We start from the raw sequence: 12,414 nt of genomic DNA, 5'->3' as shown, positions 1-12,414 counted from the left end.
CGCACCCGGGCGGGCGGCGTCGCCCCACTCGCCGGTCGAGGAGGGCGCGCCGCGCCCGTCTCGAGACCAGCGCGGGCGCGAGGTCCGCTGGTCTCGATGCGGTCCTTCGGCCCTCCTCGACCGGCGTCAGGTTCGCGCTCGTCGCTCATGGCCGCGGCCGCAGGGTCGCCGCCTCGAGCCGCTCGCGCAGCGCGGGCAGCAGGCGGCGGCTCACCGGCAGCTCGGCTCCGGCGATCGTGACGCTCGGGTGGTCGGTGCCGAGGCGGATCCGCGTGAGGTGCGCGAGCGAGACGAGGTACGACCGATGAACGCGCACGAAACCGGCATCCGCCCACTGCCGTTCGAGGTCGGCCATCGGCACGCGCACGAGATAGCTGGCCTCATCGGTGTGCAGGCGCGCGTAGTCGCCCTGCGCCTGCACGTAGCGCACCTCGTCGCGGCGGAGCATGCGCGTCGTGCCGCCGAGCGTCACGGCGATCATCTCTGGCGCGGTCACGGTCGGGATGCCGCCGGTCGGCGTCGTGGCTCCGGCCTTCAGCACCTCGACGATGCGCCCGATCGAGCGCTGCAGGCGCTCGGTGCGTACGGGCTTCAGCAGGTAGTCGACGGCCGCGAGGTCGAACGCCTCGAGCGCGCCCTCCTCGTCGGCCGTGACGAATACGAGTGCCGGCCGGTGCTCGAAGCGCTGCAGGGCGCGGGCGAGGTCGAACCCCGTGAGCCCGGGCATGTGGATGTCGAGGAACGCCGCGTCGACCGGCTCGCGCGTGAGCAGGCGGATCGCCTCCGACCCCGACGAGGCCTGGTGCACCGTGCCGATGCGGGGATCCTGCCTGAGCAGGAACGCGAGCTCGTCGATCGCGGGCTGTTCGTCGTCGGCGATGAGCACGGAGATCATCTGGCGGGGCTCCCGTCTCTCGAAGCGGTGATCGGTGGGTGCTGGTTGGGGCCGGCGGTCGAGTTCGGCTGCGACTTCGGCACCCGCATGCGCACGAGCGTTCCGGCGCCGAGGTTCGTCTCGACGACGAGCCCGTGCTCCTCGCCGTACACCTGCCGCAGCCGCGCGTCGACGTTGCGCAGTCCCACGTGCTCGCCGGGCGAGCCGCCCGCGAGCACCTCCTCGAGCACGACGGGATCGATGCCCACGCCGTCGTCCTCGACGCTGATCTCGGCGAACGCACCGGAGTCGGCCGCCGTGATCGTGATGCGCCCGCCGCCCTCCTTCGCCTCGAGGCCGTGCCGCACGGCATTCTCGACGAGCGGCTGGATCGAGAGGAACGGCACCACCGTCGAGAGCACCTCGGGCGCGACCTGCAGCGTGACCCGCAGGCGCTCGCCGAAGCGTGCGCGTTCGAGCTCGAGGTAGCTGTCGATCGATCGCAGCTCCTCGGCGACCGTCGTGAAGTCGCCGTGGCGGCGGAACGAGTACCGCGTGAAGTCGGCGAACTCGAGCACGAGCTCGCGCGCCTTCGCCGGGTCGGTGTTGATGAACGACGCGATCGCGTTCAGCGCGTTGTAGATGAAGTGCGGGCTGATCTGCGCACGCAGGGCGCGCACCTCGGCCTCGGCGAGCGCGGCCCGCGAGGCGTCGAGCTCTCCGAGCTCGACCTGCGAGGCCACCCAGCTCGCGACCTCGCCCGTGGCGCGCACGAGGCCCGCACGAACGGGCGAGGCGAAGGCCACGATCGCGCCGGCCGAACGGTCGCCGACGAGGATCGGCGCGGCCACGGCATCCGTCTCACGACCGTTGATCGCGATGCGCCGCTGCACGTGCGGTTTGCCCGACGACCGCGCGGCGAGGGCCAGCCCGGTCGCGACCTCGCGCAGCTCGTCGGCGCTGTCGCCATCGACGGTGACGAGACCCGCCGGATCGATGAGGGCGAGACTCTCGCAGCCGAGCATCGTGCGCAGGGAACGGCCGGCGCGCGCGGCATCCGCCCCGTCGAACCCGCCGCGAACGTGCGCGGCCGCCCGGCTCGCGAGGTGCAGCGTCTGGTACGTCGCCTGCTCGGCATCGGTGCCGAGCTCGCGCTGGGCCACCACCAGGCGGCGCAGCAGCAGCACCACGCCGACCGCCAGGGCGCCGGCGACGACACCGGCACTCGCGGCGAGCAGCATCGACTCGGGCATGCTCGAAAGCGTAGCCGTCGTTCATCGGCGCCTCCGAACCGTTCGTCGCACGAGCGGTGCCGTTCACCGACGACGAACGGCGAAGCGGCCACGCCCGCCCGGGCACGCGGCAGCATGGGGCCACTGCTCGCCTGCCACCGGCATCCGCCGACCAGATGTGCGCAGTGGGCGCGGACCTTCCCCCGTGCCGGACCCCCTCGAAGGAGAGACGCCATGGGCAACGACGCCCTGAGCGCGGAGACGACGCAACCCGACGTCGATTTCACCGCGGTGCAAGCATCACCCCGATTCCAGGAGCTGCGCGGTCGCCACCGCAGGTTCGTGTTCCCCGTGCTCGCCGCGTGCCTGGTCTGGTACCTGGCGTACGTGCTGCTGGCCGTCTACGCGCACGACTTCATGTCGACGCGCGTGTTCGGCAGCGTCAACCTCGCGATGGTGCTCGGCCTCGCCCAGGTCGTCACGACCTTCGCCGTGACCATGTGGTACGTCAGCTACGCCAACCGCCGCCTCGACCCGATCGCGGCCGAGATCCGCGACGAGATCGAGTCCGGCGCCGAGTTCGACACCCAGGCGGTGGCCCGATGAGCGCGCTCCTCGGTGCGGCCACGGGCCTCGACACCGCGCGCGTCGCCGCCGAGGCGGCCTCGACCTCGCCCGGCGACCCCTGGCTGAACATCGCCATCTTCGGCGCCTTCGTCGCGATCACGATGGTCATCGTGTTCCGCGCCAGCCGCAACAACAAGACGGCGGCCGACTACTACGCGGCCGGACGCTCGTTCACCGGCGGCCAGAACGGCTCGGCGATCGCGGGCGACTACCTCTCGGCGGCGTCGTTCCTCGGCATCGTCGGCGCGATCGCGATCACCGGCTACGACGGGTTCCTCTACTCGATCGGCTTCCTCGTCGCGTGGCTCGTCGCCCTGCTGCTCGTCGCCGAGCTGCTGCGCAACACCGGGCGCTACACGATGGCCGACGTGCTCTCGTTCCGCCTCAAGCAGCGGCCCGTGCGCATCGCCGCGGCGATCACGACGCTCGTGGTCTGCTTCTTCTACCTGCTCGCGCAGATGGCGGGAGCCGGCGGGCTGGTCTCGCTGCTGCTCGGCATCACCGACACGCTCGGCCAGTCGCTGGTCATCACCGTCGTCGGCGGCCTCATGATCCTCTACGTGCTCATCGGCGGCATGAAGGGCACCACCTGGGTGCAGATCATCAAGGCGGTGCTGCTCATCGCGGGCGCCGGTGTGATGACCGTGTGGGTGCTCGCGCTCAACGGCTTCAACTTCAGCACGCTGCTCGAGAACGCCGTCGAGGTCACCGGCAACCCCGCGATCCTCGACCCCGGACTCAAGTACGGCGTCTCCGACATCTCGAAGATCGACTTCGTCTCGCTCGGCCTGGCCCTCGTGCTCGGCACCGCGGCCCTGCCGCACGTGCTCATGCGCTTCTACACGGTGCCCACCGCGAAGGAGGCCCGCAAGTCGGTCGTCTGGGCGATCTGGCTCATCGGCATCTTCTACGTGTTCACGCTCGTGCTGGGCTACGGCGCTGCGGCGCTCGTCGGCCCCGAGACGATCGCGGCGGCACCCGGCGGCGCGAACTCGGCGGCCCCGCTGCTCGCCTTCGCCCTCGGCGGACCGTTCCTGCTCGGCCTCATCTCGGCGATCGCGTTCGCGACGATCCTCGCGGTGGTCGCCGGACTCACGATCACGGCCGCGGCGTCGTTCGCGCACGACATCTACGCGAGCGTCATCAAGAAGGGCAAGCCCGCCGCGGGCGCCGAGGTCAAGGTGGCCCGGCGCACGGTCATCGTCATCGGCGTCGTCGCCATCCTCGGCGGCATCGGCGCGAACGGGCAGAACGTGGCGTTCCTCGTCGCGCTGGCCTTCGCGGTGGCCGCCTCGGCGAACCTGCCGACGATCATCTACTCGCTGTTCTGGAAGCGCTTCACCACCAAGGGCGCCCTCTGGAGCATGTACGGCGGCCTCATCTCGGCCATCGTGCTCATCATCTTCTCGCCGGTGGTCTCGGGCTCCGAGACGTCGATGCTGAAGACGGCCGAGATCAACTTCGCGATCTTCCCGCTCTCGAACCCCGGCATCGTCTCGATCCCGCTGGCGTTCCTGCTCGGCTGGATCGTGACGATCCTCGACAAGACCAAGGAGGACCCGAAGAAGCAGTCCGAGATGGAGGTGCGTTCGCTGACCGGCGTCGGAGCCGAGAAGGCGACCCAGCACTAACGAACCGACCGGCGGTGGGGGCCGCCGGTCGATCAGGGTTCCGGTGGCGGGGCGGGGGAACGCACCGCCACTGGGGCGGAGCTTCGACGCGGCGGGAATGCCTGCCCAAGTCGCGTCGAACGAACAAGCGGGGCGGATGCCGCGGCCACACGGCCGTGACATCCGCCCCGCTTCTCGTGCCGGCGTTGCCGCACTCGCCGGTCGAGGAGCGCAGCGTCTCGAGACCAGCCGGGCCGCCGGCCCGCCGGCCGAACTCCGGAGTCCGACCCAGGCTGCACGCGTGTCGCGCCGGGCCGCACGGCGTGTCGCCGCTCGGCTCCGGAGTTGCGCCGGCGCTCGAACGCGGCGACGCCCTACGACTTGGAGCTGCGCCGCCGCCGCGCGACGCCCCAGCCGATCAGGGCGAGCCCGACGACCGCGACGATGGGCCCGACGATGGCCCAGAGCGTCTCGCCGCTCATGGCCGAGCCGCCCAAGATGCCGACGCCCTGGAGTGTCCAGACCGCGCCCGAGAGCGTCAGCAGGGCTCCGAGCACGATGAGTGCGAAGTTCATGGGATCCACCCTTCTCCGAGGCATCCGCCTCGCGTTCGGATTGGCACTACATGTTGATCATGTGCCCAGTGAGGCCGTGGAACGCCTCCTGCAGCGCCTCCGACAGGGTCGGGTGCGTGTGCACGTTGCGCGCGAGCTCGAGGGCGCCGAGGTCCCACTTCTGGGCGAGCGTGAGTTCGGGCATCAGCTCCGAGACATCCGGACCGACCATGTGGCCGCCGAGGAGCTCGAGGTATTTCGCGTCGGCGACGAGCTTGACGAAGCCCACGGGCTCGCCGAGGCCGTTCGCCTTGCCGTTGGCGCTGAACGGGAACTTCGAGACGACCACGTCGTAGCCCTCGTCGCGCGCCTGCTGCTCGGTCAGGCCGAACGAGGCGACCTGCGGCGAGCAGAAGGTGGCGCGCGGCATCATGCGGTAGTCGCCGAGTTCCATGGTCTCGGCGTCGCCGATGGTCTCGGCGGCCACGACGCCCTGCGCCTCGGCGACGTGCGCGAGCATGAGCTTCGCGGTGACGTCGCCGATGGCGTAGATGTGCGGCACGTTCGTGCGCATGCGCTCGTCGATCGCGATGGCGCCGCGCTCGGTCAGCTGCACTCCGGCGGCCTCGAGTCCGAAGCCCTCGACGTTCGGCGCGAAGCCGACCGAGATGAGCGCGCGGTCGACCTGCAGGCTGCCGGCGTCGCCGTTCGCGGCGGTGTACGAGACGGTGACCGATGCGCCGTCGTCGACGACCGACTCGACCTTCGTCGACGTCAGGATCGGCACGCCGAGGTTGCGGTACTGGCGCGTGATCTCCTTCGAGACCTCGATGTCTTCGTTGGGCAGCGCCCGGTCGAGGAACTCGATGACCGTGACGTCGACGCCGTAGTTCTTCAGCACGTAGGCGAACTCCATGCCGATCGCGCCCGCGCCGACGATCGCGATCGAGCGCGGCAGGTCGCGCGTCAGGATCTGCGACTCGTACGTGACGACGTTCTGCGAGAGCTGCACACCGGGCAGCAGGCGCACGCGCGAGCCGGTCGCGATGATCGCGTTCGCGAACGTGAGCTGCTCGGTCGTGCCGTCGGCCTTGGCGACGTCGATCGCGTTCGGTCCGGTGAACGACCCGCGCCCGTCGAACTCGGTGATGCCGTTCTTCTTCATGAGGAAGTGCACGCCCTTGACGTGCTTGTCGGACACCTGTCGGCTGCGGTCGAACGCGACGCCGAAGTCGAAGTGCGCGTCGCCCGAGATGCCGAACGTCGCCGCCTGGTCGTGGAAGATGTGCGCGAGCTCGGCGTTGCGCAGCAGCGCCTTCGAGGGGATGCAGCCCACGTTGAGGCACACGCCGCCCCAGTACTTCTCCTCGATCACGGCGACCTTCTGGCCGAGCTGCGCGGCACGGATGGCGGCCACGTAGCCGCCGGGGCCCGCGCCGAGGACGATGACGTCGAAGTGGTTGGTCATGCGACCAGCCTAGGCACTCGGATGCCGGGCCAGAAAGGCCCCGCTGCACGACCGTTGCTCAGGGCAGCAGCGCGATGACCTCGGCCGTGGTGCCCGTCTCGCCGACGCCCGGGAAGACCGTGTCGATGCTGTGGCGGTGCGCCGCGAGGTCGTCATCGGTCATCGCGTCGGTCGCGAAGGTCACGTGGTAGCCGTGCTCGAGGGCCGCGCGGCCCGTCGACTCGACGCCCTTCGTCGTGGCGATGCCCGCGAGCACGATCTGCGTGACGCCGGCCGCCTGCAGCTGCTCGTGCAGGTCGGTCCCGTGGAACGCGCCCCAGGTGCGCTTCGTGATGCGGATGCCGCTGCCCTCGAGTTCGGCCACGATCTCCATCGCCTCGGGCGGCAGGGTCGCGGATGCGGCGGGCGTCGTTCCCGATGCGGATGCCGCGGCCGACGCTGCGGCGGCCGCGGCTGCCCGTGCGGCGCCCTGCTCGGTGCGCCCGGGCGCCTGGCCGACGGCGCGTACGAGCACGACGGGGAGCCCGCGCTCGCGGAACGCGTCGGCCAGCTCGGCGGCCTTCGCGACGGCGGCGGCCGAGCCGTGCTCGGCGTAGCGGGCGACGATGAGGTGCTGCAGGTCGATGACGACGAGCGCGGTGGTGGGGTCGATGGTGCTGAGGGTCATGGGGTTCCTTCGAGAGGGGGCGGTTCGGGTCGAGGCGGCCGGGATTCAGGGGCGCAGAGGCGGATCGCGCGGGGTCAGGGCGCGAGCAGCCGGTCGAACAGCTGGGCGGCCTCGGCGAGGGTTCGCTGCTCGGCGGGGGAGAGTCGTTCGCGCATGGCGTTCAAGAACCAGCCGGTCTTGTTGGCACGGGCTCGCTGGATCGCGGACTGGGCCGCATCAGTGAGGAACACGAGTTGCGCGCGACCGTCGGTCGGGTCGGGGCGGCGGTCGACGATGCCGGCGTCGCGGAGCTCGGCGACGGTCGCACTCATCGACTGCGGGCGTACGTTCTCGAGTCGGGCGAGCTCGGCGATCGTCGCGCCGCCGCCGTCGGTCTCACTGAGCAGGCGCACGACCGCCGTCTGGCTCGGCGTGAACTCCTGCATGCCGCCCTCGTTGCGCACCCTGCGAGCGAGTCGCGCGATCGTCACGCGCAGCGCGTCGGCGGTGGCTTCGAGGTCTGGGGCGTTCGCGGGCATGCAACGACCGTAGCAGATACACAGGCAAACTGTGCAGTTCGTCTGTCTATATCCGATCGATGAGCGTTCCGGCGAGCAGCAGCACCGCGGCGGCCATCGCGAGCACCTGGGCGCGCCCGACCCGGTCGTGCACGCGAGCGACGGCGTACACGGTCAGCACGCCGTAGGCGACGGCGGCCAGCGAGGCGATCGCGGCGATCGGAAGGGGCCCGATCGCGCCGGCATGCCCGTGCGCACCGGACGGCACGTCGGCGGGCGGGGAGCCGGCGATGCTCGCGAACTCGAGCGCCGCCATGAGCAGCATGCCGAGCATCGCGTGCCTCGACACGAGGGCCGGCTCGCCCGTCAGCCGGCGAGGGCCCCGCCGTCGGCGGATGCCGGCCAGGGCCATGGCTCCCGCGAGCAGCAGCACCGCCCAGGCAAGTGGCGACAGCCCGCCGGGCATGGCCGTGTCGAGGAGGGCGGCGACAGCGAGCGCGAGCCCGGCGAGCTCGGGAACGCGGCGGGCGAGCCCGACCGGCCCAGAACCGCGCCCGGCTCCGGGGTCGCCCGCAGGGCCGCCCGCGGGTTCGCCCTCGTGCGGAGCGGGCTCGGCGCTCAGCGCGCCCCCTCGGCGACGGGGTCGACCGCATCGGGCGAGGCATCCGACCCGGCCTCGGGCGCGGGCCGTCGGCGCACGGCGATCGAGAGCACCGCGGCGATGATGCAGAGCGCGGCGCCGCCCCACCAGGCGTACGTGTACGTGCCGAAGGAGTCCCGGATGACGCCGGCGCCGAGGGCCGCGGCCGCAGCGCCCAGCTGGTGCGCGGCGAAGACCCAGCCGAAGACGATGGTTCCGCGGTCGCCGAAGATCTCGCGGCAGAGCGCGGCCGTCGGCGGAACGGTCGCGACCCAGTCGAGGCCGTAGATGACCACGAACAGCACCATGCTCGGGTGCACGACGTCCGAGAGCAACGACGGAAGGAGCACGAGCCCGACGCCGCGGAAGCCGTAGTACGCGACGAGCAGGATCCTCGGGTCGAACTTGTCGGTGAGCCAGCCGGATGCCACGGTCCCGACGATGTCGAAGATGCCCACCACCGCGAGCAGCGCTGCGGCGGTGGTCGTGGCCATCCCGTGGTCGTGCGCGGACGGGATGAAGTGGATGCCGATGAGCCCGTTCGTGGTCGCGCCGCAGATGGCGAAGGCGATCGCCAGGGCCCAGAACGATCGCCGCCGCGACGCGAAGGCGAGTCCGTCGATCGCGCGTCGGGCGGCGTTGCCGGTCGGGCGTGCGGGCGCGACGTAGGTCGCGGGGTCGGCGCCGTACGGCAGCACGCCGCGGTCCTCCGGCCGGTCGCGCAGCACGAGCCAGACGACGGGCACCGCCGCGAGGGCGACGGCCGCGACGAGGAGGGAGGCGGCGCGCCAGCCCGCCGACTCGGCGAGCTGGGCGACGGGTGGCAGGAAGATCAGCTGTCCGGTGGCGGATCCGGCGGTCAGGATGCCCATGACGAGCCCTCGGCGCCGCGCGAACCATCGGTTCGCGACGGTGGCGGCGAAGACCAGGGCCATCGAGCCCGTGCCGAGGCCGATGAGCACGCCCCAGAAGACGAGCAGCTGCCACGAGGCGGTCATGAGCACGCTTCCGCCGGCGCCGAGCGCGACGAGCGTGAGCGCGACCGCGACGACCTGGCGGATGCCGAAGCGATCCATGAGTGCGGCGGCGAACGGCGCCGTCAGTCCGTAGAGGAGCAGGTTGACGCTCACGGCGAGCGACATGACGGTCGTCGACCAGCCGAACTCCTCGTGCAGGGGCACCATGAGGGCTCCGGGCGCGGCGCGGAAGCCAGCCGCGGCGAGGAGTGCGAGGAAGGCGACCGCGGCGACCCACCACGCGGGGTGGATCCGAGGGGAGCGGCGGGGCCCGTTCGCGGCGAGCGGTTCGCGGCCTGAGGGCACGGTCATGCGCGTCGCGGGCTTGCGACGAGGGCGGGTACGGGTGCGGTGGTGCGCATGCGGAACCTTCTGATCGTGCGACACGGTCGCGATCGAGCTCGTACGACTTCTTTGAAGAAAGCTACTCTAGCGGGAGCACCATTGGCGCCGACGAGAGGACGAAGGATGCCGCTGCGATCCGACTGGTCGACCGAGCAGTGCCCGGTCCGACGCTCCCTCGACGTGCTCGGCGACCCGTGGGTGCTCCTGATCATCCGCGACGTGCTGCACGGCCGAGGCCGCTTCGACGCGCTGCGCGACAACCTGCGCATCTCCGAGGCGGTGCTCAGCCGACGGCTGTCGGCGATGGTCGAGGCCGACCTGCTTGTGCGCGTCGAGTATCGCGACGGCAACCGCCTGCGCCAGGGATACGCCGCCACCGAGGCCGCGGCCGAGCTGCTGCCGGTGCTCCAGCAGCTCGCGATCTGGGGCGAGCGTCACACCCCCGTGCCCGAGGGCGGCGGGCACATGGCGATGGTCCACGAGGCCTGCGGCATGGAGACAGTGCAGGGCGAGACCTGCAGCGCCTGCGGCGAGGTGCTCCGCCCCGAGCAGATGACCTGGGTGAAGCCGTGGAAGAACGCCCGCGACCGGCTGCAGCCCGCTGGAACCCTCGTGGCGTGAGCCGCATTCCCTCCTGGCGCGCTAGCGCAGCGACGGGCTCGCGAACAGGGCGTCGAGCGACGGGTGCAGGTGCCGCGTCGTGAGCACGGTCGCGGCGTGCCGCGCTCCGGCCTCGAGGGCCGCATCGAGCGAGGCGCCCGCCAGATGCGCGTCGAGCACGCCAGACATGAAGGCGTCGCCGGCCCCGTTCGTGTCGACGACGTCGACGGGCACGGCATCGACTCGATGGACCCGCAGGTCGGCGTCGACCGCGACGGCGCCCGACGCCCCGAGCGTGCACGCGACGACGGATGCCCCGCCGAGCACGCACGCCTGCATGAACGGCAGCGGGTCGTCGCCGATGCGGTCGGCGTTCATGAAGATCCAGTCGGCGGCCTCGATGAACGGGCGGTGGAACTCCGCGGTGCCGTCGTAGTCGTGGATGTCGGTCCAGATCGGCCGACCGGTCGCGCGTGCCGTGGCGATGAGCCCGCGCGAGCGCTCCGAGAGGTCGAGCACGATCGCCGCGGCATCCGTCATCGCCTGAACGAGGTCGGCCGACGCCGGCGTACCGGGGTCGGCCGGGGTCGAGAGGTAGAGCGACACGCGCTCGCCGGCGGCGGTCATGAGGTTGAGATGGCGCTCGGTCGCGTCGGCCGGCAGGTCGTCGACCTCGATTCCGGATGCCGCGAGCAGGCGCCGCACGCGCTCGCCGTCGGCGTCGTCGCCGATGAGGGTGTGCAGGCGCACCGCATGCCCGAGGCCCACGAGTCCGAGCGCCTTGCCCGCGGAGGTGCCGCCGATCGTCTCGTGCTCGCCGAGTGCGAACTGCATGTGCGGCACGGGCTCGGGCAGGCGGTCGAGCAGCACGATGCGGTTCCAGGAGGCGGCGCCGGAGATCACGATGGGAGCGGTCATGCGGGCCAGCCTAGAGGTGCAGGCCCACCAGAGTGCAAGCGTTTGCAGATTCTGGCGGCGAACCTCACTCGCCCGTCGCGGACCCGTCGATCGGGGCGTCCGGCCAGAACCGGGTCGCAGCACTGAGCACGTCGAGCGCCGACATGTGGAACACGAGCGCCTGGATGTCCTCGTGGCCCGTGATCGGCTCGCTCGGCTGCACCGCTCCCCACGCGAACGGGAGGTCGCCCGTCGCCTGGTCGCGCCGTGCCCACACCGAGGCGGCGTTCGCGCGGATGAAGGTGCCGAGCTCGCGTTGCGTCCAGTCCGGCCCGATGATGGCGCAGACGTCGGCGAGGTAGCGGATGCAGATTCCCTTGCCCGTGGAGTAGTCGACCGTGAACTGGTCGAACTCGCTGCGGAAGGCGAGGTCCTCCGTGAGGATGCCGTCGACGCTCAGGTCGTTCCGCACGGCGATCGCGATCGCCGCCGCCAACGAGTTCGTGTACGGCGGCCCCATCTCCTTCTCGAGCTGGCGAAGGCTGTCGAGGGCGATGGCGCCCTGGTCGCCCGACCAGGTCCACGCCGAGAAGGACGCATTGCCGGTCGGCCGTTCCAGCACCAGGCCGCGGGCATCGCGCATCGCCGGCTCTCCGGCCTCGCGCCGTGACTCCCACGCCTGGAACCACGTCGCATACGCCCAGGTCCTCGAGGCGTACTGCTGCTGTCTCGTGAGGAGTTCGAGCTCGAGCGAGAGGAGCCAGAAGCCCGCGTTCGTGACCGAGTTCCGGCCGGCGAGCACGGGGGCGTCGGATTCGTCGGGAGCCACGTTGAACGCGCCGCCCACCACGTCGGCGTCGGCGACGGCGTGGTCGATCGTCGCCGAGTAGGCGATGTCGCGCCAGTTGCCGTCGAGCTTCGTCCAGCACCAGATGGCCTGATCGAGCAGCTCGGCGAAGAGCGAGTCGTACAGCGGATCGGAATAGCCGAGCGCGGAGCGGTTGCGGATCGCGGTGCAGAACGCCCCGCCCCACCAGCCGAAGTCGTCGCGCCAGATGCCGTCGGTGCCCTTGGCGACGACGGCTTTGAACTTCTCGAGTCCGTACTGCAGCAGGCCCGTGCGGTCGCGCGACCCGCTGGCGATGAGGGTGCGCAGGCCGGCATGCAGCGCGTTGCCGAGGAACCAGAAGGTGCTGCCGTCGGCGCTCGCGGCCCGATACAACTCGTCTGCCCGTTGGAATGCCGCAATGGTCGCCGAACGGTTCGAGGTCATCTTCGTCTCCGATGCATCCTGATTCGGGTTGGAAAGAGGGTTCGGGGGCAAGGTGAACGTACCAAGGCCCCGGGGTCGGGCGCCAGGGCCCGCCCACTCGCGCCCGCGTTCGCG

The 12,414-nt window shown here is 71.3% G+C and carries 13 protein-coding genes; 3 read left to right on the top strand and 10 right to left on the bottom strand.

Annotation, left to right across the window (positions count from 1 at the left end; genetic code table 11):
* Positions 1-145: 145 nt before the first annotated feature.
* Complete coding sequence (locus GQR16_RS17410) at positions 146-895, bottom strand: LytR/AlgR family response regulator transcription factor (protein WP_157416431.1); 750 nt, start codon at positions 893-895, stop codon at positions 146-148.
* Entirely contained in the window at positions 892-2,127 is a 1,236-nt protein-coding gene (locus tag GQR16_RS17405) for a sensor histidine kinase (protein ID WP_157416430.1), read from the bottom strand. The genes GQR16_RS17410 and GQR16_RS17405 overlap by 4 nt, the downstream gene beginning before the upstream one ends.
* A 213-nt stretch (positions 2,128-2,340) precedes the next feature.
* On the opposite strand from GQR16_RS17405, the gene GQR16_RS17400 reads away from it, so the two are divergent.
* Together GQR16_RS17400 and GQR16_RS17395 are read left to right on the top strand one after the other, a co-directional pair.
* Positions 2,341-2,712, top strand: coding sequence for a DUF485 domain-containing protein (locus GQR16_RS17400; RefSeq protein WP_067880161.1), 372 nt, complete (start codon positions 2,341-2,343; stop codon positions 2,710-2,712).
* Positions 2,709-4,364: a solute symporter family protein gene (locus GQR16_RS17395; protein WP_157416429.1), complete on the top strand. Its 1,656-nt coding sequence runs from the start codon at positions 2,709-2,711 to the stop codon at positions 4,362-4,364. Before GQR16_RS17400 ends, GQR16_RS17395 begins: the two co-directional genes overlap by 4 nt.
* A gap of 353 nt (positions 4,365-4,717) precedes the next feature.
* Here the strand turns inward: GQR16_RS17395 and GQR16_RS17390 are convergent, their stop codons facing one another.
* The 6 genes from GQR16_RS17390 to GQR16_RS17365 all read right to left on the bottom strand — a co-directional run bounded on the left by GQR16_RS17390 (position 4,718) and on the right by GQR16_RS17365 (position 9,497).
* A complete protein-coding gene (locus GQR16_RS17390) occupies positions 4,718-4,918 on the bottom strand; it encodes a hypothetical protein (RefSeq protein ID WP_157416428.1) in 201 nt (66 codons plus the stop codon).
* A gap of 46 nt (positions 4,919-4,964) precedes the next feature.
* Entirely contained in the window at positions 4,965-6,365 is a 1,401-nt protein-coding gene (gene lpdA / locus GQR16_RS17385; RefSeq protein ID WP_157416427.1) for a dihydrolipoyl dehydrogenase, read from the bottom strand.
* Between the two features lie 58 nt (positions 6,366-6,423).
* A complete protein-coding gene (locus tag GQR16_RS17380; RefSeq protein WP_157416426.1) occupies positions 6,424-7,032 on the bottom strand; it encodes an isochorismatase family protein in 609 nt (202 codons plus the stop codon).
* A 74-nt stretch (positions 7,033-7,106) separates the two neighbouring features.
* Positions 7,107-7,550: a MarR family winged helix-turn-helix transcriptional regulator gene (locus GQR16_RS17375; protein WP_157416425.1), complete on the bottom strand. Its 444-nt coding sequence runs from the start codon at positions 7,548-7,550 to the stop codon at positions 7,107-7,109.
* 46 nt (positions 7,551-7,596) lie between these two features.
* Positions 7,597-7,995: a hypothetical protein gene (locus tag GQR16_RS17370; protein WP_157416424.1), complete on the bottom strand. Its 399-nt coding sequence runs from the start codon at positions 7,993-7,995 to the stop codon at positions 7,597-7,599.
* 152 nt (positions 7,996-8,147) lie between these two features.
* Entirely contained in the window at positions 8,148-9,497 is a 1,350-nt protein-coding gene (locus GQR16_RS17365) for an MFS transporter (protein ID WP_157416423.1), read from the bottom strand.
* A gap of 156 nt (positions 9,498-9,653) precedes the next feature.
* Between GQR16_RS17365 and GQR16_RS17360 the strand changes: the two genes are divergently transcribed.
* A complete protein-coding gene (locus tag GQR16_RS17360) occupies positions 9,654-10,151 on the top strand; it encodes a winged helix-turn-helix transcriptional regulator (protein WP_157416422.1) in 498 nt (165 codons plus the stop codon).
* A gap of 21 nt (positions 10,152-10,172) precedes the next feature.
* Here the strand turns inward: GQR16_RS17360 and GQR16_RS17355 are convergent, their stop codons facing one another.
* Both GQR16_RS17355 and GQR16_RS17350 read right to left on the bottom strand, forming a co-directional pair.
* Entirely contained in the window at positions 10,173-11,048 is an 876-nt protein-coding gene (locus GQR16_RS17355) for a carbohydrate kinase family protein (protein WP_157416421.1), read from the bottom strand.
* A 64-nt stretch (positions 11,049-11,112) separates the two neighbouring features.
* Complete coding sequence (locus tag GQR16_RS17350; RefSeq protein WP_157416420.1) at positions 11,113-12,300, bottom strand: hypothetical protein; 1,188 nt, start codon at positions 12,298-12,300, stop codon at positions 11,113-11,115.
* Positions 12,301-12,414 lie beyond the last annotated feature (114 nt).

The organism is Agromyces allii (assembly GCF_009749385.1).
GTDB lineage: Bacteria > Actinomycetota > Actinomycetes > Actinomycetales > Microbacteriaceae > Agromyces > Agromyces allii.
The sequence above is the reverse complement of the archived record's forward strand: the minus strand, read 5'-3'. Positions and strand labels throughout refer to the sequence as shown.